The sequence below is a fragment of the Microbacterium galbum genome, from assembly GCF_032464915.1.
In the GTDB taxonomy this organism is placed as follows: Bacteria; Actinomycetota; Actinomycetes; order Actinomycetales; family Microbacteriaceae; genus Microbacterium; species Microbacterium galbum.
The window spans coordinates 1,387,019-1,411,174 of record NZ_JAWDIS010000001.1; the positions used below are offsets into that span (position 1 = coordinate 1,387,019).

Annotated in this window: 18 protein-coding genes; 6 read left to right on the top strand and 12 right to left on the bottom strand. The window is 65.7% G+C overall.

The features are described from left to right. Window positions 1-18: 18 nt before the first annotated feature. From RWH45_RS06540 to RWH45_RS06550, 3 genes are all read right to left on the bottom strand, one after another. Entirely contained in the window at window positions 19-174 is a 156-nt protein-coding gene (locus tag RWH45_RS06540; protein ID WP_315994073.1) for a hypothetical protein, read from the bottom strand. Between the two features lie 33 nt (window positions 175-207). Beyond that, a complete protein-coding gene (locus RWH45_RS06545; protein ID WP_315994074.1) occupies window positions 208-831 on the bottom strand; it encodes a hypothetical protein in 624 nt (207 codons plus the stop codon). A gap of 566 nt (window positions 832-1,397) precedes the next feature. After that, window positions 1,398-2,321 (bottom strand): helix-turn-helix domain-containing protein, encoded by a 924-nt coding sequence (locus tag RWH45_RS06550; protein ID WP_315994075.1) that lies wholly within the window; start codon window positions 2,319-2,321, stop codon window positions 1,398-1,400. A 461-nt stretch (window positions 2,322-2,782) separates the two neighbouring features. Between RWH45_RS06550 and RWH45_RS16250 the strand changes: the two genes are divergently transcribed. Next, the gene (locus tag RWH45_RS16250) at window positions 2,783-3,265 is read left to right on the top strand and encodes a GNAT family N-acetyltransferase (RefSeq protein WP_367575544.1); all 483 of its coding nucleotides are present in this window, start codon (window positions 2,783-2,785) and stop codon (window positions 3,263-3,265) included. A 105-nt stretch (window positions 3,266-3,370) separates the two neighbouring features. Continuing rightward, window positions 3,371-4,414 carry a hypothetical protein gene (locus RWH45_RS06560; RefSeq protein ID WP_315994077.1) on the top strand — a complete coding sequence of 348 codons (1,044 nt, stop codon included), beginning with the start codon at window positions 3,371-3,373 and terminating at the stop codon, window positions 4,412-4,414. 141 nt (window positions 4,415-4,555) lie between these two features. Here the strand turns inward: RWH45_RS06560 and RWH45_RS06565 are convergent, their stop codons facing one another. From RWH45_RS06565 to RWH45_RS06590, 6 genes are all read right to left on the bottom strand, one after another. Further along, complete coding sequence (locus tag RWH45_RS06565) at window positions 4,556-4,786, bottom strand: hypothetical protein (RefSeq protein WP_315994078.1); 231 nt, start codon at window positions 4,784-4,786, stop codon at window positions 4,556-4,558. After that, a complete protein-coding gene (locus RWH45_RS06570; RefSeq protein ID WP_315994079.1) occupies window positions 4,783-6,618 on the bottom strand; it encodes a hypothetical protein in 1,836 nt (611 codons plus the stop codon). The genes RWH45_RS06565 and RWH45_RS06570 overlap by 4 nt, the downstream gene beginning before the upstream one ends. Before the next feature lie 637 nt (window positions 6,619-7,255). After that, entirely contained in the window at window positions 7,256-8,068 is an 813-nt protein-coding gene (locus RWH45_RS06575; protein ID WP_315994080.1) for a Fic family protein, read from the bottom strand. Between the two features lie 86 nt (window positions 8,069-8,154). Next, a complete protein-coding gene (locus RWH45_RS06580; RefSeq protein WP_315994081.1) occupies window positions 8,155-8,919 on the bottom strand; it encodes a helix-turn-helix domain-containing protein in 765 nt (254 codons plus the stop codon). A 666-nt stretch (window positions 8,920-9,585) separates the two neighbouring features. Beyond that, the gene (locus RWH45_RS06585) at window positions 9,586-10,203 is read right to left on the bottom strand and encodes a hypothetical protein (RefSeq protein ID WP_315994082.1); all 618 of its coding nucleotides are present in this window, start codon (window positions 10,201-10,203) and stop codon (window positions 9,586-9,588) included. 33 nt (window positions 10,204-10,236) lie between these two features. Beyond that, complete coding sequence (locus tag RWH45_RS06590) at window positions 10,237-10,650, bottom strand: very short patch repair endonuclease (protein WP_315994083.1); 414 nt, start codon at window positions 10,648-10,650, stop codon at window positions 10,237-10,239. A gap of 242 nt (window positions 10,651-10,892) precedes the next feature. Between RWH45_RS06590 and RWH45_RS06595 the strand changes: the two genes are divergently transcribed. From RWH45_RS06595 to RWH45_RS06605, 3 genes are read left to right on the top strand one after another with little or no spacing between them, the layout of a single operon-like run. Next, window positions 10,893-13,139: a hypothetical protein gene (locus tag RWH45_RS06595; RefSeq protein WP_315994084.1), complete on the top strand. Its 2,247-nt coding sequence runs from the start codon at window positions 10,893-10,895 to the stop codon at window positions 13,137-13,139. After that, window positions 13,136-14,950 (top strand): SNF2-related protein, encoded by a 1,815-nt coding sequence (locus tag RWH45_RS06600; protein WP_315994085.1) that lies wholly within the window; start codon window positions 13,136-13,138, stop codon window positions 14,948-14,950. Before RWH45_RS06595 ends, RWH45_RS06600 begins: the two co-directional genes overlap by 4 nt. Before the next feature lie 50 nt (window positions 14,951-15,000). Continuing rightward, window positions 15,001-16,239 (top strand): DNA cytosine methyltransferase, encoded by a 1,239-nt coding sequence (locus tag RWH45_RS06605; protein ID WP_315994086.1) that lies wholly within the window; start codon window positions 15,001-15,003, stop codon window positions 16,237-16,239. On the opposite strand, the gene RWH45_RS06610 is transcribed toward RWH45_RS06605, so the two are convergent. Further along, window positions 16,218-16,979 carry a hypothetical protein gene (locus tag RWH45_RS06610; RefSeq protein WP_315994087.1) on the bottom strand — a complete coding sequence of 254 codons (762 nt, stop codon included), beginning with the start codon at window positions 16,977-16,979 and terminating at the stop codon, window positions 16,218-16,220. The two genes, RWH45_RS06605 and RWH45_RS06610, sit on opposite strands and share 22 nt — an antisense overlap. Before the next feature lie 355 nt (window positions 16,980-17,334). Further along, on the bottom strand, window positions 17,335-18,630 hold the full coding sequence (locus RWH45_RS06615) for a hypothetical protein (protein ID WP_315994088.1): 1,296 nt from the start codon (window positions 18,628-18,630) through the stop codon (window positions 17,335-17,337). 844 nt (window positions 18,631-19,474) lie between these two features. Between RWH45_RS06615 and RWH45_RS06620 the strand changes: the two genes are divergently transcribed. Beyond that, window positions 19,475-21,211, top strand: coding sequence for a DUF4209 domain-containing protein (locus RWH45_RS06620; protein ID WP_315994089.1), 1,737 nt, complete (start codon window positions 19,475-19,477; stop codon window positions 21,209-21,211). A 229-nt stretch (window positions 21,212-21,440) separates the two neighbouring features. On the opposite strand, the gene lanKC is transcribed toward RWH45_RS06620, so the two are convergent. Next, window positions 21,441-24,002, bottom strand: a complete 2,562-nt coding sequence (gene lanKC / locus RWH45_RS06625; RefSeq protein ID WP_315994090.1) for a class III lanthionine synthetase LanKC — start codon at window positions 24,000-24,002, stop codon at window positions 21,441-21,443. Window positions 24,003-24,156: the final 154 nt, after the last annotated feature.

Consider the following 24,156-nt stretch of genomic DNA (forward strand, 5'->3'; position numbering starts at 1 on the left):
TTCCGGGGGTCGTTCGCGTCACTCGGCGTTAAGTCGATCTCGAATCTCGTCGAGCGCACGTGAATGGCGCTTCAGAGTGAGAACGACCCATACGGCGAACCAAACAGCTAGCCCGGTCAAAACGATTGGGAAAAGCAGACCCAAAAGGCCGAGGAATGCTGCCGAGGTCGTCATGATGATCTCCTTATGACGTCGTTGAACGGCTACTTAGAAAAGTGAAGTAACCAAGTTGTTGTTGCGGGCGAAGCCCTCCACGCCGCCCTCCAACGTTGCCACGTTGTTCGGGTAGGTGAAGCGCGACCAGCCGCGAACCCATGCGCCCGCGCTTGATGTCTCCGTGCGACGAGGGACTGTGAACCACTTGCCCTCGGACTTCGTCGTAGCGAACAGCTGGATCACCATGTCGCGCGGGCTTCCGATGACCGTGGTGTAGGAACCTGATGCACCGAAGGTGACGTAGTACTCCATGTAGGCGAAGCCGTTGCTTCCCCAGATCTTGTAGTTTCCTGTCAGCGCCCGGGCGCCCACGGACCCTTCAGCGGCGGGACTCGAGACGGGTTCCACGCCAACGCTGAGGGTGGTGCCGTTGCTGAGGGTGATGTGCTGAACGTCGCTCAGGCCCGAGCCGAGCTCAACACTCGCCTGGAGCGAGTCTTTCGCGGCCTCCCACTCATCGACGAGAGCTTCCTGCTCGGGTGCCGCGAGGGCCGAAGCGCCCAGTTGGGCCGCGATGGCCGCGTCCTCCTCGGTGAGGATGGCTTCCGTGCTGGCCGACGCCCCCGAAACCGACAGGCCCGCGAAGATGATACCCGCGACCATTCCACCGGCCACAAATCGCCCTGTGCGACTTACTTTTCGCATTTACAACCCCCAAATGTTTTCTGCCGTTTGCAGCGTGAACAGCCTTACACGGCATTCTGGGACCGTCAATAAATCATGAATATGTCCACCAGATGGGGGACAGGGAAAAATCGGTGCGGGGTTGTGCATTTCAACTACAATCAGCCGTCGACAAACTCGATATCGTCTATTTGGACGAGCACCACGGCCCTGATCGCCGGGCACCAATGTCCGACACCGCCGGGATCGTCGTTCGATTCACGGGTTCCGCATGGTTGAAGCGGACAATACACGACTTTTGCGCTGGACCGAGAACAATATTTAAATCCAACTACCAGCGACCAAAGTCGACCGCTTTGAACATTGCCCAAGGCGCCGTCGCATTCATCAATATGGACGAAAAATGCGACGGTGAGATTGTACCCGCGCGCATCCAAACTCTCTGGGACGGGCGGCCGCCAGATGCGGACGGTGCCGTCGCTGGCGCACGACATCTTCGACGCGAACGCCGTTGCGCCCTCAGCCGATCTCAGAACCCGTCAGTGTGGCAGGCTCCATCAGGTCATATCGATGTCGTAGATGGAGGCGGCGGCAAGGTGGGGGTCCCGCCCTGACGCCAACCACTGCACAACGGACGAGCCGCGGAGTGCGTTGGATGGTGCTGTCAGGAGGCGGCTGACGGTAACCGCGTCTTCGCCGCGGAGCGCTCTGAGGACCTCGGGTAGGCCACGAAGCGGTTCATTTTGCTGGTCGAGCTGCCACCCGGGGAAGCTATAGCGGCCGGAACTCCGTCGAGCCGCAAACAACTCACCTCGCCTGCGCAGCTCATTCACCTTGGCGGGAGTAACCCCCATCAACCGCGCCACCGCCGAACTCGACAACCACGACGCTGTCTCTGTGTCGTCGGCCAACGTCGAGGCATGCACGTACTCATCATTCTTGCGCCGCGCCTCGACCGTGAACGCCGAGGCGGCCATCCCGGCGGAGGTCGCGAACGCCAACCCTCTCTCAGCCCCGCGAGGCAGAGACTCGACGATATCCTCATCGGTTCGCGCCGCACGGGCACCTCTCGCTCTCGCGTCGTCGACGCAGAGAGTGATCAACCAATCGCGCTGCCGGTACAGCCACGCTCGGTCAGCGCAGATCTCGCAGGTCCGAACCGACTCCGCCTGGGCGCCCCAGATCAGGTACTCGGTCTCGTCGGTCACATCCCCGGGGGCAAGGTGAATATCGAGGCACCCGAGGTCCTCACCGAGCTGCTCCACCCGATAGTCGGGCGCGAGCGCCGCAATGTCCTCGTCCAGGCGTTTGACGAGCGGCCACCACCCTTGGTTGACATTGAGCGCCCGGATGCCCGAACTCGTCAGTCGCGTGATGAGCGGTGCGAGCGCCGGCGGGTATCCCTCACCGTCCCACTCGACGAGCGCAGCGTCGTCGGGTGTGAGATCCCTGAACCGACGCGAGGTGTCGCGCCTATGCATCACCGCTTTTCACCCGGGCCTGGTCGGATCTCTTCACCGCTATATCCATCTAAATATGGTCCACCGCAAGGTGGAGAACGTCAAGGACAGCCAGAGACCCTCAAGGCGCTGGCCGGTGCCGCTCACCGTCCCCGCTGAGCCATCTCCGCACAGATCCTTAAGCTCATCCGTTCGGAAGGTTTGTGACAGACGACTGGTGGCGCCGCCGGGTGGCTCGGGCGAGCATCCTCTGGCGAGCAGCGTTGAACAGCTCCTGGTCCCGAGCACTCCGGGCGGGGAGCGCGCTCACGAAGGAGCCGCGGCGAAGGAACATCTCTTGGGTAGCCATAGTCCTCTATGCGGCTCACTCAACCGACGCAGCGTGGCACATTCGTGAGATGCGTCTACCGACCACAAACCCACCGGAGGCCTTGACCTTCGACGAACTCGAGCTGCCCGATGCGACTGACCATGTGAACGCGATGTTCGAGGTGGGCGGCCTCGGTCGACCAGTCGGAGACGAGCAGCCGAACGAGCTGCTGCTCCAGGCTCGAATCGGGCTGACGCCGGTAGGCGCCATCTACATCTGCTCGCCCGTTCTCGTGGCCGTCACGCTCGTTCAGGACGGGACCGACATCGACCGCGCCGGTTGGGTAGCCGGCCGAATCCGCGCCATCGAGGCCGCGACTGTCCTCCCCGGCGTACGAGGAAGAGGTATCGGCGGTGCTCTCGTGCAGGAGGCTGTCCGGCGGCTGCGACAAGATTCGACTGCCGACTTCTTGCTCGCGAGAATCGCTGGCCTCGACCTTCACCTCCGTCGTTGGTGGGAGCATCAGGGCTTCACCGTCGGGAGGAATGGTCAGGAGCTCCGCGTGAATGGGTCACCTATCCGGTATGACCCGTCCCATGTTGACAGTTGGATGCAACTTGCAGAGGGGCAGCCCGAAACAAGCGTTTCGTTCTAGGGGTTGTTCTCCGCCCCGGTGGAGACCTGTTCGAGGTATTCGCGTGTCGCTCATTGCGATGTGACGGACCGACTCGCCGACGGGCGCGACCCTTACGCTGACCTCGTGGTGCTTCGCTCAATGAATCGACAGGCGACGTTGGACGGCCTGGACCTGTACCGGCGGTTGGATCGTCCCCATCCTGAGACGACGGTGGATGACGATGGACGCATCACCGCGGTGCTCGATCAACTGCACTCAGATCTGAAAGTTGCTCTGAGCAGACCGTCCGTGGTTAGAGGGTGGCGGGCGCAAGCACTATTTGCCTCGACCGTCATCGCCCTTGATGGCTGCGAGATGATGACTCAGGTGGACCTCGGCGAGGTTTTTGTCGACGGTGACGACGCCAAGGCCCCGGACTTCTTCCTTCACCTGCGAGGTGGGCGCCGCATCCTCGTCGACGTGAAAAGCGCCAAAGCGCCCGCCGGCGTGGGAACGCTTCAGACGTTCAGCGCTAAAGACGTTGCACGAATGCGCCGGTTCGGCGACCTGTACGCAGCGGAGGTTTTCCTTGCCTTCTACTTTTCGTCGATGACCCTGTGGGCGCTCGTCAGCCTCGACGACCTCACCTGTGGTCCGGGCGGCGGTTACCGCATCAGCTTCGAGGACGTTGTCCGCCTCAACAAGATGGGGCTTCTCGGTGATCGGAGTATCGGAGTCGAGACGCCGCTATCGTTCACCGTCTTCCCTGACGCGTCCCAGCCAAACAAGATCGACGACCACGGACGCGCGGAGCTCACCGTGGGAGCGGTGTCGGTAAGCGTTGCGGGCCGTGAGCTGCTCGAGCCTCAAGATCGACGCGTGGCAACCTTCCTGATGACGTACGGCACATGGAGCACAGCCGAAAGCACCCAAGCAGCTGACGGCAAGTTGCTGAGTGCGACGTGGTCGGTCGCGCCCGACGAGCTCTTGAACGAGGGCCTCCAGGACTTCGAGGTGATCGGCACCCTGTCATCCATGTACGCAACTGCATTCGAACTAGGAACGACCGGTCCCGCCGGCTACACCGGTCTTCAAATTGAACCCGACCCCGGCGCGTTGATCGCACTCATCCCGCACGACTACGCGTCGGAAAATCTTCCCCTTTGGCGATTCGAGCAGGTGCAGTGATGACACCCTGGCGCACGAGCGTGGGGTGACCTCGAAGCGGCGGTCGCGTTCCTCCAATCGGAACCGCGCTGGCGCGCAAGGTCGCGTGGGCGTGGTGCTCAGCGCTGCTGCCCTTCAGGCGAGGCAGAGCCTTTGGGTGGCTTACGCGCTGCGAGCACTTTCGACGAAGTCGTCCCACGCGCCATCGCCAAGCTTGTCCATCTGGTACACGACGGCTTCTGCGCCAGCGCGGGTTGTCTCGACGGTCGCAACATAGGACAGACCGTCCGAGCCGATGAGGACATCCCCGTCGAAATCGCTCTGTGGGCGCGCATTTTCAGCGCCGGACGCGATATGACGACCACCGGCACCATGGAAGATGTCGAGCCTCATTGCTGCCACCTTTCGTTGATGGTCTTAATGTACCTACGTCCTCTTCCAACGAAAAGGAGGGCACACGATAGCAGATGCAATCCCGTCAAGAACATCAGCGTAAACCACGCGGGTTGGCGCAGGCTGAGAATGCCGTCCCCGACGCCGCCGAACTGCACTCCACTCAGAGTGAGCGCGGCCACCGAGACGACCGCGGCGACGTTGATGGAGAGCCAGATTACGAGCGCGAACGTGGAGATGGACATCACTCTCACCGCATCGCTCGTCAGCCGCGAGAGGAGCAGACCAGTCAGCAGCGCGGGTGCCGCGAGGATGAGCGTGGACCATGCCGATGCCATCGCCTCGACGTCGGCGAAGAGGACGGGATAGAAGTAGCCGACCACCCACGTGATCACCCACATCCACAAGGACAGTGCGAGTGTCGGGCCGAGCAGCCCCGGCGGCCGCTCACGGAGTCGTAGTTCAAGCCGAGGCGCGACGTGGGAGGGCTGCGACTGATCGGTTCGGACCCGGAAATCACGCCAGTAGACGTGTACGCGGTTGTCTCCGCGGAGAGGGGAAACAAGAAGATACTCGGAGTCATCCCCCTCGGGAGCACTAGCCAGAGCGTCACCGTGCGCACGGGAGAGAATCACATCGGCCTGTTCGATGTAGCTGGACTCGTTGGCAGTCACATCCAGGTGGAAAGAGTTGGATTCAGCAACCCTCAGCAGGTCAAGGGCAACAACATCTCGACCGATGCCAGTGAAGCGACGGGCGTGCGCCTCCCCGCCCCGGACACGACTGCGGTATGGCTCTTCGAAGGTGACAACCAGGCGTCGAGTCGTGCCGCATCCACCGGGGATTGGGGCAAAGATGACATCCGTTGCAAGCGATAAATCGATCAGCGAGCGCATCCACCGGATTCCATCGCCCTGGGTGTTCTTACCGACAAGGGTGTCGTACTGATCGAGCAGCTTCATCCGGTCAGCTTCTGGCAACGGAACGTCACTGACGATCTTGCTGGACACGTGGACGGTCAGATCAAGCAGCGCCTTCTTCCGAGCGTCTTCAATCAGACCCGAAACAATTACCGTCACTTTGCGCAGCATCAGTACGAGCACACCGCGGGAGGCCGCGGTGGGCAGGGTTCTGCTGGCGGCTCCATCGATGGTCAGGGTCAACGCACCGAGCAGTGACCCGCGACGGATACGGAGGACTGGGACGAGAACCAGACCTTTCAGCAGGTCCGACCCCTCGACTGTTCGCGCAAGGGACACTTCGGCGCGCTCGTCCCCGAGCGTGAATCTCTCTGTGATGCGCGCGAAGACCGTGTCAGGCGCAACGAGCGCGCGGAGGGTGTCGTTGAGGACACGGGGGTCATCCGAGACGACGGCGTCAGCGGCGGGGTCGCTGGGAGAGGAGCGGGGCCGTGAGAGTCGTTCGATGACCGCGTCTGCTTCGCCCACCAGCGACTCGATGCGCCGTTCGAGAAACTCGTTGCGTTCTGAGGGCGTCTCGAAAGAATCGTCGTGCCGGATGCGGGATTGCTCGACGAACGTCCTGTCCGAAACCACGGTCACATCACCCACTCGCTGGCGAGCGGCCTCAAGTCTGCCGTCCGTCACACGCCACCGCAGCCATGCCGAGACGGCGATGACGAAGAGAAGCGCGACCACAACAGACACGACGGCTACCCACCCGGCGTCGAAGATCTCCGTCGCGAGAATGGGTTCCGCCCGTGGTGGCACCGGGGTTGCTGTTGCGCTGGTGTCGGGTGTCAATGCGGCCGGCGGCACGTACGTGATCCACGCGGCGAAGGCAAAGAACAGCAATGCAACAGCGGCCGTCACGGCCAGAGATGACGCTAAGAGCCGCAGCCACCGCCGTCTCGCGCGGGTGCGCATGACCCGCCGGCGCGTGCGCGCCCTCGAATCCTCCGGAGTGCGCTTCCCCCGCCGTTCTCTACGTCTGGTGACCGGGGGTTCAGACCCCTGAACGGGGTCGTTACCGACCTCGCTCTCGTCGATAACATTCGTCAACGCGTTCCCCCGGTTCACGTCCCTCGTCAGACCGCCTTGCGACCCGCCCTAGCCAGATAGTGGGTGCCACGGCTCACTTCGGACGGTGAAGCTTGGGCACCGTTCAGTATCTCGAAAATCTGATCGGGCGATTGCGCCCGGGGATGCGGTGCGATGTCCGCGACAGAGGATGTGCATGGAAGTCCCGTTCGAAGATCGCTCGTTCGGACGAGAATGCGGGATCGCTCGGCGCGTTCGGCAACATCAGGCGGTGCAGAACTGAACGACTATGTCGACGAGCTCGAGCGTGTGGCGGCTGAGGCCCTCGGCGCTCGCACGGGACGACCGAGAGAAGCCTGCAACGTGCGCTCGCCTACGACGCCGCATTGAGAGTGCTCCACAGCGACCCCGCCGCGCCCTCCCTCCCGCTCAGGGTTCGGCGAGGAAGCCGACGGCGGGGCAGTGGGGCCTATCGTCCGTCGTCGTACAGGCTGAGCAGGAAGGCGATGTGCGAGGTCAGGTCCCCGGTCTCCAGGGCGTTGACGACCTCGTTGACGTACTGCTCACGCGCGGAGGTGGGGATGACGATGGCGTCGAAACCGTGAGACATCGCCACGGTGTTCATCACGTAGCGACCCGTGCGTTTGTTGCCATCGAAATAGAACTGCTGGTACGCCGCGAACGCGGCCCACGTGGCTCCCCGCACGACCGGATGCTCCACACTCAAGATGCGAGGCAGCCCCGCATCCAGAACGTCGTGGGTCAGCCGCGCGTCGAGGGCTTGGAACTTGCGACCGCGTCCCAGACGCACGAACGGACCGTTGTAGCGTTCGCGCTGGTCGCCACGAAACAGCAACGAAGCCAGGTTCAAGTTCGAGGCGATCAGCATGTGCAGGCCGTCGGACAGTTCCTGTGAGGGCTGCGTGGGGCGTTCTCTGATGCGCCACAGGACGGAGTCCGCGGCCTTCTTCATGTCGATGACTTGAAGTTCCTCGCCCTCAGTGTGGCCGGGCACGTGCGTGCCGCCGAGAACGTCCTCGATCTCCGGCAGGGTGTAGGTGATGTTCTCCAGGAACGCGTCGCCCTGGATTGCTTCGCCAATGCGTCGGCGAAAGCGGGCCTCCGCGCGTTCCACGCTGGTGGGGCGGATGTTCGCGAAGTCGCTCGAGAGGTCGCGCCATTCTGGCTCGGGCACCGCTTGCAGCGCGTCGGGGTCGCGGGTGCTGGCGTATTGGGCGATCTTGGCGTCCCACGCGTTCGGCTCGATGGTGATCTCCGGCACGCTCGTGCCCGCATGTGGCCCATCTTGACTGCTGCGGCCACGCACTGCGTGTTGGTGGGTCCCGCGACCGCCCCCGGTCTTGCTTGTCATATGTGCGCTCGTTCTGCTGAATCGACGAGGATGCGGATGAGATGGGTGCCGTCGCCGGTGCGCTTAGTCGCCACGATGGCCTTCTGGAAGTCGGGAATGGCTCCGTACTCAACGCTCAACCAAGGCAGACCGTCCTGCATCAAGCTGGTAGACGTCCGGTGCAGAGTCAGAACGGTGTCAGCGCCGGCGCCGATGGCGTTGACGAGGAATTCCAGCTGGCGCGCACCGGGACTCTCGGCCGGGTCTTCTTCGATGAGGGTGTCACCGGCAACGGTTCGCAGCGGAACCCTGACGCGGGCGCCACTGCCTTTGATGGCAGTCCGCGCGGAGCGTGCGATCTCCGTGGCGCGCCAGATGCGGAGAGGGTCACCGCCGATGGTGATGCCATCTGCCAGGGCGGTCACCTGGCCCCAATCGAGGGCGATGTCTTCGACCGCGCATGACGCCTCGATGATTTCGGGCAGGAGTTCGTAGGCGCGCTTACGGGCGTCCTCGGGGCTGCTCTGCAGGAAAGTGAGCCGGTAGCTGTCGTCACGGTCGAAGACCGCTGCGCGGGCGGGACGGCGGGGAACCCGCACCGCCGTGAGGGTCATGCCCAAAGCGTTCATGATCCGCTCGGCCGTGTCGACGCGTGGGCTTTTACGGCCCGCTTCGTAATCGGCGATGGCGGCGCGCGACGTGCCCGCCCGTACCGCGAGGTCGTCGGCGCTCAAACCAGCCTCGGCTCGGGACGAGCGCAGTAGTTCTCCGAACACCTTCACCTCCGTACTCGACTGGGTACAAATGAGTTTAGAGCGAGGAGCTCGATGCCCGTCGCCCCTCCCGCGGTCATCGGCGTCGCCGTCTGCGCGACGGCCATCCGGCTCTCGCCCAGCGGAACCCGCCGCGCGGATGCGTTGCGTGTTGTGGTCACGCTGCGGCCATGCGCGGTCCGCTGACGACTCCGTCACCGCTGCTATCCAAGCGGCCGTCGAGGACGCCTCGGGTGGCCAACCGTGGAAGGGCACCTGGGCCGAGAGCGGCGTTGTCGAGCTCGCCGCACCGCTCGTTGCAGACGCGATGCCAGCCTGATGGCTGAGATCCGGGGGGCCGGTTCGCCCCCTCCCTCGATTCCCCGGACAGGGAGCCGGGATCCGCCGCGCATATCCGAGTCATGAGTTCACATGCACCCGACAACGTTTCCGGCGATGCCCTCGACCGGGCCATCTCTCATCTTCGGAGGGAGCATTCGGTGTCCCTCGAGTGGATGACTCTCGGCGTCGGATGGTCCTGCTCATGCGGCGCCCGGTCGGCGGTCAGCGGGAGTCACCGTAGCGAAGCGCAGGTCAGAGCTTCGTCCGGCGCCCATCTCCGAGCTGCGCTGCGCCGGATCGTGGACGAGGACGACTCGACGGGGATGGGGAGCTCCTGAGGCCGTCGACCCGGCCTCAGGCGAACGCGTCGGCGTCAGCCACCACACGGTCCGCCAGATCCATCATCTCCAGGATCGAGGGCGCGACGACGGCGAGGAGCTTCGGATGGTCCACCCCGTTGCGGTCGAACCCGCATCCAGATGCCTCCACCATTCCCTGCAGGAGTTCCGTTCGAGTGCGGTCTGCGGCGAATACGACGACCGGGCCCGCCGCCCACCGGCGGTGCACCCCATGGTGCCCACGGCAGCTCGCGGCGGTGACCACGCCTACGGCGTTGAGAGCGTGTACCAACCCGGCTACACCGATCTCGAGCTCGTTCACCCCGTACCAGGCGTCCCCGGTGGTCATGAATGCTGGAGCCTCCTCGCTGGGGAGATCCGGGAACTCGAATTCCGCCTGATCGGCGATCACCTCGAATCCGGCGATGGTCGTGGACTGCTCGTCGGCGAACCCCGCGGCGATCCGCTCCGCCTCCATCACCCTCCGAGCCTCGTCCAGGTCCGCAACGATGAGGTGGGTGTCGTGGAAGAACCCAATGCCCTCACCATCGGCGAGGTCCTCGTCGCTGGGCACCCAGAACGTGGCGTCTGAGGGGATCGTGGACTTTACGTCGATATCGAATCTCGGGATCACGGTCCCAGCATGCACCGCAGTCCCGACATCCGCTCAGGGCCGAACCGCGGCCTCCACCGCATCCGCGACGGATGTCGGCGTCTCGTGCTCCCAGAAACGTAAAACCGTCCAACCCACCTCACCGAGTGCCACGTTCACCGCTGCGTCCCTTTCCTTGTTCGCCTGCAGCTTCGGCAACCAGTAGGACGCGTTGGAGGTGGGTGAGGTGCCGTGTACCGGGCACCCGTGCCAGAAGCAGCCGTCGATGTACACGGCGATGCGCTGGCGCGTGAACACGATGTCGGCCCGGGTGCGCAGGTGCGCGACAGGGCGGAGATCGACTCTGTATCTGAGGCCGCGCCGATGCAGTTCCCTACGGACAGCGAGCTCCGGACCGGTGTCCCGGCGCCGGTTCGAGCGCATCGAGCGGGCGACGCCCGCCGAGGACGCCCATGACGCGGATCCCATGGCGCCGACCCTAGACCCACGATGCGGGATGGTCAGAGCAAGCTGACCGGCATGGTATTGTGACCGTCAAGTAGCTAACCCTGCTCGTGCCGCAGAGGCTCGATGGGTATGAGTGCGACAGATGTTCGTACGAATGCCAACGAGTACTTCGCCCCGGCCCGAACGGAGGGGCTTTTCGTGTTGTACGGCACGAGTGCACCCGAAGATCGAGTGGCATGAGCTCCCGACAAAAGGAGCTCGACATGTCGAGTACGAACAACTTCTCATCCCGCTCCGGCGCAGGCCTGCTGCGCCCCATCTCCGATCAGGAGCTGTGGCCGCCCGCCTCGCGCATCTCCGGACGCGAGCTCTCGCCCGTACCGTTCACGCCGGAAGCTGGCCGGCCCGTCGAGGCGGACGGAGCCCCGCTCAGCAAGTTCGGCTGGCGGTTCCGCGAGGTTCTCGCGCAGGCGCAGAAGGTCGCGGTCAAGGACATCGACCTGGGCATCATCCGTCTCGGCGAAGCGCTGAACGCCGACACCGACCGGAACCTCGCCGGGCTCTCCGCGCCGTATGTGAAACGCACCGAGCATGGTCTGGTCCGCCAGGTGCGCATGACCGTGAACACGCCGATGCTCTTCCCGTGGCTCGCTAACGGGCGCGCCCTGTCGAAGATGGGTCGCACCCTCGGCGGCAGCGCGAAGGTCATCACCCGTGCATTCGATCACCCTGCGCTGAGCCTGCCTCTCATGCGCACCGAGAGCGCGGATGCCGTGCTGTCCCTGGTCGCCGCCCAGCGCAGCATCCTCAAGCTCGACAGCATCGCCAGCTCCGAGAAGAGCACCGTCAAGCGGGACCGCATCGATAGCATCGTGCAGTTCGGCGTTCTGAGCCCGCCGGACGTCGTCGCGACCCAGCTCGTCTCACCGGACGGCACAGCATGGGTCGCCGAGGTTGCGGAAGGCGCGCAGCGGCTGTTCTCGTCGCTTCTGGCGATGGACGTCATCGCCGAGCGCAACGTCGCCCACGTCGCCACCGAAGCGTGGTTCGTCGACGGGTACCGTCGCCTGCGCGATCTGGGCCCCGCCGACCTCGTGCGCCTCGAAGCTTCGCTGCGCTACCCCTCGACCGCTGCGGCCGGCTACTTCCCCGGCCCGAACATCCCCCGGTGGATCGAGCAGGTTGCGGAGAAGAACCCCGCGGCGGTTGCCTTCCAGCTGATGCGCACCATGGAGGTCAACTTCATCATCGGGGTCGAGCCCGACCCGGTGGTGATGCGCGGGGAGGCCAACCCCGTCTCCGAGACCATGCAGGAGTTGATCCGTAGCTACCATGTCAATGGCAAGGCGAAAGACCAGTGGGGAACGGCTGAGGTCGAGAGCCTGGTCGCTATCGAGGCCATCGACGACCTGCACGAGTTCGCTCTCATCACCGAAGCCGAACGCTCACACTGGCTGGGCGAGACGAGCCTGCCCTGGAACGGTGAGTACCTCGGCACGGATGGCTCGCCCGGCAACCGCCTCCTCTCCGTCGCCCGACTCATGGCTGCCCTCACCGTGGAGGGGAACTTCCTCGCCTCGCCCGAGGCGCCCGATGTGGAGAACGGCGTGATCAAGGGCATCGTCAACCGTCACCTCGCCGAGAACGCTGTCCGCGTCCACCCCGAGGAACGGGCGAAGGTCGCCGCGGCGCAGGCCATCGCCGCGCTGGAGTTCAGCGAGACGGGTTGGGAGAGCACTGTTCAGCCCGCCCTCCACGCGGCGTTCCGCTCGGCATGGTTCTGGAACCCGAAGGATGAGGCGGGATCCGACTGTTGGGCTTCACTGCTGCCCCTGCCCCTCGGTGAACTGGCCGCGCGAGCGCAGGCCGAACGCGAAGCCCACGTCGCGACCCCGGAGGTCGCAGGGCCCGCACAGCGGGCCATCGCCGCGCTCGGCGGGATCGCACTGATGGTCAACCCCGGGCTCCTCCACTCGGGAACCTCCCTCAGTCGCACCGGACGCGGTGCCGGCGGGCAGAAGCAGAAGGTCAAGGCGAGCGACCCGAACGTGCTACTCGCCAAGATGGTGCAGAGCGAGCGCGGGATCAATCAGCTCGAGGACGCCGTCGCCGCGCTTGTGTCCGGCGCCGCCACCACCACCCCGCAGGACCGGGTCACCGGTGAGCAGCTCGAGGACCTCTGGCTGCGCGACCTCTGGCTCGGCGCCGGCATCGTCGATAAGACGGACAACCCGAGCAACGCGTTCTACCAGCGGATCCGGCTCCTCATCGACGCGCTGGAACTGAACTACGAGGAGGCGGAGGTGCTCAAGACGGTCACCGCCGGCGAGATCCTCGACCTCGACCACGACGGCGAGGACGACGAAGCCGTGTGGACGGACTCCCTGTACGAGCTCATCGGGATCTCCGAGGAGTCAGCGGACAAGGTACTGCCCCTGCTCCAGCAGCTGAGCGAGTTCTTCACAACCGGCAAGGCCTACTCGCGGGCCGCCGCCCGCGCCGTGCGATGACCGATGCGATGCGCGGTACGGTCAGCCGCCGGGGCGGGGATCTGGTGATCTCCGCCCCGGCGGGTGCCCCCGCCGTGCCCACCGGTGCGCTCGAGCAGGAGCTGGTGATCTTCGCCGGAGCAGAACGCACCTCCGACGGGGATTTCGAGCTCTCCGTCGACCGGGCGGCAGAAGCGTCAGACGTGCTCGCCAGGCCCTGGCCGAGCGGTCTGTGGGAATGGGACTGGACGCCTGCAGCCACCCGGGCCGTGGCGGTCGCTCGCGGCGTGAAGGAGGCGGTGGATCGGGTACTCGCGGATGATCCGCCCTCTGCCACGGCGAGCATGACCGAGGACCTGTCCGCGGCAGGGTTCGAGCGGACACTACTCCCGTCACAGAGCGACGCCGTCGCCCGGCTCGCCATCGCGGGCGGAGGCGGGAACTTCTCCGTGCCTGGCAGCGGGAAGACGACAATGACCTATGCGGTCTTCGCTCTGCTCCGGCTCGCCGGGGTGGTCGACAGGATGCTGGTCATCGCCCCGCAGAGCGCGTACGAGGCATGGACCACCGAAGCCGCCGACTGCTTCGAATCGGGCCGGGAGCCGTCAGTGGCCGTGGCTCCTACGCGAGTCGAACGGGACGCTGACGTCCTCGTACTGAACTACGAACGCGCGGCCTCAGGTGCCAACCGTGCCGTCATCGACACCTGGGGTCAGGGGCATCGGTTCCTCGTCGTATTCGATGAGGCCCACCGGGCCAAGCGCGGACAGGAGGGGCTTCACGGCCGAGGGGCGCTGGATGTCAGCCGGATGGCGGCGGCTCGGCTCGTCCTCACCGGCACGCCGATGCCCAACAGCTCGGAGGACCTCATCACGATCCTCGACCTCGCCTGGCCGGGTCAGGGCCGCAGGCTCGCGAGTCCTCTCACCATCCATGCGGACCGCGCCTGGGTCCGGGTGACGAAGGATGAGCTGGAACTCGAACCCGCGACGGTCCGGCTCGAGCCGGTAGAACTCGACCCAGCTCACCGGCGTATCTACGACGCGTTGGTGACGGACACCCTCGCGATGAACGATCTCGAGAATCACGCCGATCTCGCCAATCGCGCCATCATGCGCATGATCGGTGCCGTATCGAATCCGGCGCTGCTGCTGCCCCGCTCACAAGACTCCGCGCTGACCTGGCCGGAGGAGCTTCCCGACCCGGCGGACCTGCGCAGCCTGCTCGCGAACATCGCGTCGTCGACGACCCCCACGAAGCTGCTCGCGGCGGCGCGTCACGCCGACGCGCACGCAGCCGCCGGTACGAAGCTGCTCATCTGGACCAATTTCATCGGGAACGTCGATGAGCTCACGCGTCTCCTGGCTCCCTACAATCCGTCCGTGGTGACCGGGCGCACACCACGGAGCGACCCGGCCGCTGTCACGGACAGGGACCGGGAACTCCGCAGATTCCGGGAGGACGGCACCTGCAGCGTCCTCATCGCGACCCCGCAGACGTTAGGCGAGGGTGTCAGCCTCCATAAGGTCTGCCAGAGCCAGCTCCACATCGACCGGACCTTCAACGCCGGCCTCTACCTGCAGACCCTCGACCGAACCCACCGCGTGGGGATGCCGGCGGGCACCACGGCGGACGTCACCGTCCTCGTCGCCCGCAACACCATCGACGAACGGATCGACCGCTCTATCCGCGGCAAGCTGAAAGGGATGGGCGCGGTGCTGGCCGACCCGACGCTAAGTCGCCTCGCTCGCGTGGATCCTGAAGCGGCCGGTGACCCGCCGGACCCGGGGACTCTGCGGCGCCTGCTGCGCCACATGAGGGAGCACTCCTGACAACACGCGCCGACTCGAGTTTCGAAGCGATTCCGATTACTCTTTGATGAATGCCCACCCCCGCCGCCACACCTGCGTGGGCGCCCTCTCTGAGCGGGAAGCGTCGCCCCGACTTCTTCAAGGGCGCGCGTCAGATCCGGATCGTGGACTTGTTCGCGGGATGCGGCGGGCTCACGCTGGGCGTCGCGCAATCCGCCACCAAGGCCGGCTTCGGGGTGGACATCCGCCTGGCTGTGGACTTCGAACAGGCGGCAGTGGACGTCTACCGCGCGAACTTCAAGAGCGCCAACGTCGTCCACGCATCGGTCGAGGACTATTTCGACGGCGAGCTCGGTGCTGAGCTGACGGAACGGGAACGGGCGGTCCGGGACGAAGTCGGGCAGGTCGACATCCTCGTCGGTGGGCCGCCATGCCAGGGGCATAGCGACCTGAACAACAAGACCCGACGCAACGACCCGAAGAACCGGCTCTACCTGCGGATGGCGCGCGCCGCCGAGGTGCTGAAGCCCACCGTCCTCCTCATCGAGAACGTACCCACGGTCCGCCTGGACACCGCCGGGGTCGTGAAGACGACCTACGAGCACCTGTCGGACCTGGGCTATGACGTCGCCTCCGCCACCCTCAGCCTCCACGCGCTCGGTGTCGCGCAGAAGCGACGACGTCACGTCATCCTCGCCACCACCGCCGAAGCTGTGGACGTCGGGGCGATCCTCACCGATCTCGCCGAGCGGGAGGCTGACGATGCGCACGACCTCGAATGGGCTATCGGGGATCTGAGGGATCTCGAAGCCCCCAAGGGGTACGACGTCGCTCCGACCCCGAGCGCCGCGAATCTCAAGCGCATGCAGTATCTCGACGACAAGCAGGAATTGAACCTGCCGAACCATCTTCGTCCCAAGTGCCACCAGGACGGCAACCACTCCTACAAGTCCATGTACGGCCGGCTCAGCTGGGGGGAACCAGCGCAGACCATCACCAGCGGGTTCGGCAGCATCGGCCAAGGCAGGTACATGCATCCCAGCGAGCTCCGCGCCCTGACCGCCCACGAGGCAGCTCGTATCCAGGGGTTCCCGGACTATTTCCGTTTCGATGCGATCTCCAAGCGCGGAGACCTCGCGGTGATGGTTGGCAACGCCGTGCCGCCTGCCCTCATGCGTGAGGTGATGACGGCTGTGCTGCCCGCATTGCGCCCGGCTCTCACCGAGGATGAGCAGCCGGCGGGCGAGGCCACGCGTGCGGCCGCGCTCGCGGAGATGCCCGGCTGGGCTCAGACGCCCATCGCCTCGTAGAGGGGCACCCACTTCCCGGTGTCGCCGAACGGCATTCCGAACGCCCAGACGCAGCCGGGGTGCTCCACCTGTCCCAGGAAGAACAGGTCCTCCCCCAGCGTCGACAGTCGATTCACGAGCCCGCTCGGTGCCAGCACCGCCGGGAACGGGGGTTCGCTATCCTCACACGCAGCGAGGACTTTCGCGTCCCGGGTGAGAAAGACGTCGACACCCGCGTTCCACGCCGACGTGAGCATCCTCCCATCGAGCGGCGATACGGAATCGATGAGCTCGGAGGCCTCCGGTGCCATCTCACGGGCGCCAACGAATCGCTCATGCTCCTGGCCCCAGTCACCCGTCTGGAACGTGAGAGCGGCCTCGATCTGCTCGAAGAGCTGCTCCCTCTCCTTCATCCGCGCAGGAGGAGGTGGCTTACGGTAGTCGTCGCGCGTCCTCGGTAGGACGATGAACCGGATATCACGCACCATCCACAGATCGAGGATCGCGCCCAGCGCGGCCAGTTCCGCCTGAAGTTCAGAGTCGATCCCATCCACCTGCTCCTGGTTCAGGATGGCGGTCCCGTGCTGTTCCAGATCGAGGATGATGTTCGAGTCCAACGCGATCAGGAGCGGCCCGTCCGCGAGTGAGCCCGCACCCCGGAACAGATCGGCATCACTCGGATAGCAGAAGCCGGGACCGCCATCCCCGGGTGCGCGCAACGGATTGGCATCCAGGTTCAGCGGCGGCGGGCTCGTAGTCATGGCTTGAAAATACGACAATCGGTACTGGTGCAGGTGCTGCAGATCGTGGGCGGTAGCACGACGACATCGGGGCTGCGGGGTGATCCCCTTCGCTGTTTGCGCTGGTTCGACGCCCGCGTCACCACGCGCCGCCGGGTGAGGACCTCCGGACACCTCCGCGTCGCGGCGGGAAGCGGCACGGTGGGGGGGGTGCTCCCCCGCGCCCGCGCGGACAGCCCGTCCAGCTCTCCATGCCGGGTGCCCTCGGTGCCAACACGAAGGCGCAGGCTTGCTGCACTGCGTTCCCGATGCGGTGGTTTCAGGCGCCGGAGCGAGTCTCAACGCAATACGCCAGACCCCGCCCGGCGACGCCTGGTCAACGCGGATCGATATCCAGGAGGACACGAGATGCCCCCTCCTGCTCGCGGAGCACGCGCTCGGCGAGGTAGACAGGGTCGTTCTCGCGCATCCATTCGCGTACCTGCGCGCGAGTGACGTTCATCACTTTCAGATGCCGCCCGCACACCGCCCTCCAGTCGCCATCGGGCCTCGGCATCGAAGCTTTCAGTTCCGCTTTATCCACGGGGCAAGCCACGCGCGCGTACGTTCCGCTCCGACCGACGATGACGCCTTGTTCGATTCCACCCGACGAGGAGCTGGTGATTCTGCGGGTGTCGAAGTCGTACCCGTAGACACCTCCGCACGCGGTGCAAACTCGTTTGACGGTCCCGGCCGCCCCGTCCTGCGAAGCGCGACTGCGCATGTTGAAGGTCGACCCGCAGATCGGGCAGGAGACGGTCACGGTCACGACTGTGAGCTCCTCAACGGCCGGCTGGGCAGCATCCCCCTCGGATACCGGCAGCTCCTTGGGTGGCAGAGCATGGTCTGGGAGCTCGGGGCCGGTCCTCTGGGGGCGCTGGGTCGCTAGCAGGGGGGCTGAGGTGTAGACGGTGAGATCACCCTTCCGGTGGATGTTGAACCGCAGCGAGCATTTGGCGCAGTCCACTTTCGCGGTCCACCCCGGTCGCAAGGCCAGGTGCGCTGAGTTGCGCGACGAGCACTGCGGGCAGACCACGATCACCCGATCTGCGATCACCGGCGCAGCCTCCATCCGCGCGGCCGTGAGGGCCTGCTCCACAAGCTGGTCAGAGTTGAGCACGCTCTGGATCTCATCGAGGTCGCGCTTGCTGTCTTTGAACGCACCGCTGATGGAGCCTGACAGGAGAGTGACCCCGTCGAACTCCTTGAGCAATGACGCCGCGCTGGCGAGGACGGACTCCTGATAGGTCTCCTCGTGCGCGAAAGCCCGGGAACGTCGCTGAGAAGTCGCAAGCTGCAGGTTGCTGTGCACATGCGCCAAGCTGCGGGCAATCCTGTCGAGGACGAGCATGTGCTGGTGACGGACGTCGGCGACGGTGACGGTTCGAGTGAGCACGTAGGCGACCACCGCACTGGAGAGCGCGGTGAGCGCGACCCCAAGAGAGTTGGACAGGATACGCGCGGGCAGCAGCTCGTCCTGGTCGGAGGGGAGCACAAGACTCATGACGGTTGAAGCGACGCCCGTAATGAGCAGCCCGCCCGCGATGATCCAGAACAGGGTGTCGCGTCCGGCGCTCTGCCCGCCCGCGCCGGCGGTCTTATGCGCGTCCGGGGTTGCTTTCGTCTTGCTCACGTGTGGTAATGTACATCCGTCCTCAAAAGGATGATTCGCACGCCATTTGGCGTTGCCATTATGCACAACCGCTCCAGCCAGTTTGGTTGGGGCGTTTGTTGCTTTCTAGGGAAGTTCGCGCTTCCGCGGCCTCCGCAAGGAGAACGGACACCCCTTCCTCACGCGATTGGGAATGCGCCGCCTCGCATCACCTGTCGCCCGACAGCCGATTGCTCACGGGAAATCATCCTTTCGGACGATCACGGGCTCATCGCGCCGCCAGCCTCCCGGGCCGTTGCCGCGCCGCTTCTGCGCGGCTCCGAGAGTCTTCGCGAACGACTTGACCTGATAGACCCGCCACCCCTCCGAGGTCCGGGATGCTCACGTCGGCCCCACCGTCACCGCGCGAGGGACGCACTTGATTCCCCGAGCCCGCGTGGATCGACAGGTTCGCGGCAACGAAGCTTTCGACGGCGCTGCCATCTTGCGACGCCCATGGCGAAGTCGGACAGACGTTCTCAAGCTGCCGAGCTGCGAAGCGGGCAGGACTCGCTTTCCTCTCCGGGTGAAGAAGACCAGGGAAACGGGTGAAAAGCGACCGGTGTTCCCTGAGCGCAAGCTCGACGCTCCTAGCCTCAGCTCATGACCAGAACTCACCGCCTTCATCGGTTCGCGAATGTGCTGCGCACAGCTCGACGGCTGGGCGTATCCCTCGCACCCTGCGCGCGTGGTCGGACGTCGGTGTCGGTCCGCGGGTCACCGCACGCGGCGTGTACGACACGGGCGACGTACTGGAGTGGTTGGAGGAGACCCGGAGGCAGGCTGAGCCCCGATGGTCCGTCGGGCATGCCGGTACTCTCCCCAGGTGACTGATGATCCGATGGACAGCGAGAGGTGGCGGGATGCCGCCCACCGAGCGCTAGCGTCCCCCGCCGCCGAGGATGCCGACGCACGACGGGCCGCGAAGATCGTCTCCTCCGTCAAGGACTACTTCCTCCACCCGGCCGACCGAGTCACGCCCTACCGGCCGTGGTGGCCCGACGACATCGGTCCCGGGGATCTGACGGACGAGGACATGGAGATCGTCTCCCATCTCGCTGGTATCGCTGACGAGTGGCGGCTTCGCATCCGGTGCCTCGACATCATCGCTCTGCGGGCGTCTGGAGGCGAGCGGGTGGATGCGACATTGGCCGTGCTCGTGGTGCTGCGCGATGCCGTCTCCGCACCCGACTTCCGGCCCACCGATACGGATCTCATCGCACGCGCGCTCGCGCTCGGCGGCCTCAGCCCGTCACACAAGAGCGTCCTGGAGGAGATCGAAGACAAGGTCGTGGAGTTGATCTTCGCTCCCCTCCCCGACCTGCACTACATCTCATTCAGCCGGTTCCTGCGCGAAGACAAGCGACTGCACCGCCACGCGTCGCGGCTCGCCGCACGATTCGCATTCTCTGCGCGGGGGCGGAGATCCACCCTGGAGATGGAGGAGGCGGCGGAGTGGGCGCTGATCGCCGGCGACCGCGCCCACGCTGAGGAGCTGCTGCTGGATCTGGCGCAGTTGCTGCAGCAGGAAGCGGAATCGCGTATCGCCGAAGGCCGTGTCGACAGCGCTGCCTACGTCTCCAATCAGTTGGGTCTCGCCTACCGTTGCTTCCTCCGCACGTCAGTGCGCGCGCGAAGAGCTCGAGGCCTTGAAGGCCTCGGCGACGAGCTGACCGCCGCCATCCGTCGCGCCGGGCTTGTCTTCCTCACCCACAGCACGACCCGGAGCGCCCCACTGCCCGACCTCACCGCACTCACGGACCACATACTCGCCCAGATGTCAGAAGCCACCAGCGCTGAGCACGCCCGGATAATCTTCCTCAGCGCACTCGCGCTGGCCGACTACGACTTCGAAGTAGCCGCTGCCAAGACGATCCGGGAGAAGTTTCCTCTCGTCACGGACGTGCCTCGCCGCACCGTCGAGAAGGACGGACGGATCAGTGCGATGTCGGGCAGGAAGGAACAGGACGCGTTCGGGGTTCGCTTGCCGGTCTGGCACCAGATGATGCGCAGCCACACCATACGCGTGAGCACCGTCGTACCTCAGATCCTGGAACCCACGTGGCAGCAGCTCAGGAGATCGGATCGACTGTCGCGCGCGGACTTCATCGACATCGCGTCGGCCAGCGCACTTGTTCCCCCCGACAGGGCGAGGTCCGTGGGGACGGCGCTGTTCTACGGGTACGTGGGCGACTTCTTCACCGCGTTCCAGCTCCTCGTTCCGCAGATCGAGAACCTCGTCCGCCACCGACTTCGGGACGCCGGCGAATCCACAAGTCGATACCGGGATGGCGTTGAGGATGAGAACAGCCTGCCCTCGCTCCTCGGCTCCGCCAAGCTGGACGAAGTCCTCGATGTGCGAATGGCGTATGAGTTGCGAGCGCTCTTCGGCGGTATCGGCGGACCTAACCTGCGGCACCGCACCGCGCACGGTCAGCTCCCCGACGCTGAGGAGGACTCGCCTTACCCCTTGTACGTCTGGTGGCTGACCTGGAAGTTCGTCTCCGCGTCGCGACCGGGGGAGGAGGGTCCACCGCCATCACCTGCCGCTTCATCTGACTGAACGCGGTTGCTGGACGCGACTGGTTGGCTGGCGCTGGGCGCCGCCGGGTTCACCTGCCCGGGATCAAGCCCGCGCGGCTGCCGCGAGCGGTTGCGCAAATGCGCGGCGACGGACAGGCGTGGAGGGCAGAACCCCCCACGCCTCCCGGGCTCAGCAGAGGCCGGTGGACGTGCTGCTGTAGCAGATGCCCGTGCTCCACGAGCTCGCGAACACCTCGCCGCGCTCCGCTTCAGTGCGCTCGAGGTTCTGGAGGGAAAGCAGGTAACCCATGTGTCTCACCTCCCCCCGGCGTGAGGGCCCTTCCGAGGGGCGCTTCGACCGGGGGGAGGTCGATGAACGGCAGGGTGCGGCGAGCGTCCGCGCGAAGCGACGCCCATGCCCACAGCACCCCGGCTGAACCGGTGAGGAGATCGCACGACAGTCGCAGGAGACTCCTGCCGGGGATTCCAACGCCATGGGGACGCGGCACGGCATAGAGCCGCATCATCCGCCGGTGCCGGTCGATGAAGGGGACAGTGGATGCGTCCCCGCGGACAGCCGCGAGGGCGAGCATGAGCCCTGCACGACCTTGAACGAGACCTGGTTCCAGGACGAACTCAGGTGCGGCAGCTCGTCGAAGCGGCTCCAGCAGCGCGGAGATATCGCTGTGCGGGGACCGGCGGTCGAGCTCGGCGGCAGCGACGGCGACCCCGGACGACCCGCCTCCGAGGTACGGCATCAGACGCCATCCCTCGTTCAGCAGGAGCGCCCCGTCGGGACCTTCGACGCAGCGGGCGAGGTCGGTGCGTATTGCGTTGGCCGCCAGGGTGAGCAGGCTGCTGTCACCGCTGAGGTCGTACAGGCGCATCGCGAGGATCGCTTCCCCGCTCGGTCCGCGGAGTAGCCCCGCAAGACCCGTTCCCACCGGGTCGGAAGACCGGCTCTCCCACGCGCCCGCTCGTTCGGCCAGTTCGTCGAAGACTGCCCGCGCGCGCGTCAGCACCTCGGGGTGTCTGTCGTGAAGGCGCAGCCACGCCAGTGCCGCGCCAGCGGGCCCGCTGTAGAGCCCTGGGGCGTCCCAGCGCAGCGGCGTTGCCAGAGCCCGTTCGAGAAGAGCATCCGCCACCTCGGTGCGGCCCAGGGTCTCGAGGGTTGCGGCCGCTCCGTCCAGTCCGTCCATCAACCCGCTTCGGGGTGGTTCGGCGTGGCAGGCGCGCACCGCCCAGTCGAGGAGTTCATCGGGGAGCGGGCCGTCAGCCGTGTGGAGCGCCAATAGCGGGCCGAGAGCGCCGTGGGCGAGGGCGTAGCGAGGTTCCTCGAACTGCGCGGGGTCTCCGGGCCACAGCCTGTCCTCGCGCTCCGGCGTCGCGTCCGCCAGGAGCTGGGCGGAGAGCTCCGCCACCGAGACCTCCGGAGCAGTCGACGGTGCGGAGGAGGGGCGAAGGAAGGTGTCGCCTTCCCCGAGGTGGAACCGCTCCGATATCCAGGTGCCGAGCTGCTGCTGCGTGCTTTCGTGCAGATCGAGAAGCGGGGTCAGGGGGGCGTAGAGGAACATCTCGATGCGATGGAGCGCGAACAGGTCCGCGTTGATCCCCGTGAGCTGAGGCGGCGGGACGAACCCTGGGGCACCGATGACGGTGCGGGCATCACCGGCGACAGGCCGCGCCATCTCGAAGTCCATCAACGTCACTTCGCCGTCGTCGTCGACGAGGAAGTTTCCCGGGTGCAGGTCACCGTGCGTCAGTCCGTGTGCGTGAACGGCTGCGACGACACGGCGCAGGCGCCTCGCCAGGCGACGTGCCCAGGCTCGGTAGTCGTCGATGTCGCCGGGCATCGCGTCTGCGCTCACGAGCGGGTGGCGAGCCACAACCGCTTGATGCAGGGGCACCCCCGGCGCTTTCCCCAGGACGAGGTAGTGGTGCCCGTGGACTTCGAATCGGCGGAGCAGGCGGGCGACATCGGGCACGGATGCGAGCGTCGTCAGCGCGGTCCCTTCATCCCGTGAGCGTTCGATGGCATCTCGCCCGTCGGAGGTGAACCCGGTGTGCGGGCGCGCCTCCTTCAGGATGACGTCTCGCCCGTCCTCACGCGCGGTGTAGATGCCGCCGGCGTTGGAGTGATGCAGCACCCCCGTGATCTCGGGGAACCCGTCGGGTGGGCGCACATCGGCGTAGGTCTGAACGAGGTCCGCGAGAAAGTCGGGGATCGGCGCCCATGCGGGAGGGGCGAAGACGGGAGCGCGGATATCGGGGACGAGGTGTCCATCGGGGTGACGGATCGCGGGGACGCGAGCACCGGCGGCGTCGACGAACATCTGCCGGAACCCGCCGTACCGGGCGTAGACGGGACCTTCTCTCCACTTCAGGTCGGAGAGGATGTGCGGTCCGGGGATGTCGGCGGTGAGGTGGCCGAGAACGGACAGGGCGAGGTGCAGTACCTCATCGGAGACGGTGTAAATGGTGACGAACTTGCCGGATCCTTCGCGGCTCGCGTCTTTAGCGTTGGTGGAATCCAGGACGCCGCGCGTCGACAGGTGTTTGAATGCCAGCGCGTGCTCGGTGCAGTACGCATTGGCGATATGCAGCAACTCCTCGGCGCGCTCCGCGACGCAGCTGAGATGGACTTTCCACCCCTGCTCGGGCAGGACCAGCTCAGGCGGCTGGTGATACGTCCAGATCCCGTCGTCGGATGAGATCCACCCGGGCTGCGTCTCCGCGGTGAAGGTGCGTTCCGTGGAGGTGCGCCTTGTGCGGCGTGGGTGGTCGTAGAAGACGGGGTTTGCGCGCGCGAACACCGGATAGATCGCGTCCATCGCCCCCGTCCCGTGCTCGCGCATTTGCGCGTCGCGTCAGATGGTGCGACGGCCGGGCGGTGGTCCGGGCGGCTGAGTCGGTCGCGATGCGTGCGCCGCGGAGGGGAGGAAAAGCCGTTTCACCGGGTGATGATCAGACGGGGAAGCGTCCAGC

What these genes read in the sequence shown, in the direction of transcription:
- RWH45_RS06540 (WP_315994073.1), bottom strand. Translation starts at nt 174, where the DNA reads ATGACGACCTCGGCAGCATTCCTCGGCCTTTTGGGTCTGCTTTTCCCA.
- RWH45_RS06550 (WP_315994075.1), bottom strand. Translation starts at nt 2,321, where the DNA reads ATGCATAGGCGCGACACCTCGCGTCGGTTCAGGGATCTCACACCCGAC.
- RWH45_RS16250 (WP_367575544.1), top strand. Translation starts at nt 2,783, where the DNA reads ATGTTCGAGGTGGGCGGCCTCGGTCGACCAGTCGGAGACGAGCAGCCG.
- RWH45_RS06565 (WP_315994078.1), bottom strand. Translation starts at nt 4,786, where the DNA reads ATGAGGCTCGACATCTTCCATGGTGCCGGTGGTCGTCATATCGCGTCC.
- RWH45_RS06590 (WP_315994083.1), bottom strand. Translation starts at nt 10,650, where the DNA reads ATGGGATCCGCGTCATGGGCGTCCTCGGCGGGCGTCGCCCGCTCGATG.
- RWH45_RS06595 (WP_315994084.1), top strand. Translation starts at nt 10,893, where the DNA reads ATGTCGAGTACGAACAACTTCTCATCCCGCTCCGGCGCAGGCCTGCTG.
- RWH45_RS06600 (WP_315994085.1), top strand. Translation starts at nt 13,136, where the DNA reads ATGACCGATGCGATGCGCGGTACGGTCAGCCGCCGGGGCGGGGATCTG.
- RWH45_RS06605 (WP_315994086.1), top strand. Translation starts at nt 15,001, where the DNA reads ATGCCCACCCCCGCCGCCACACCTGCGTGGGCGCCCTCTCTGAGCGGG.
- RWH45_RS06610 (WP_315994087.1), bottom strand. Translation starts at nt 16,979, where the DNA reads ATGACTACGAGCCCGCCGCCGCTGAACCTGGATGCCAATCCGTTGCGC.
- lanKC (WP_315994090.1), bottom strand. Translation starts at nt 24,002, where the DNA reads ATGGACGCGATCTATCCGGTGTTCGCGCGCGCAAACCCCGTCTTCTAC.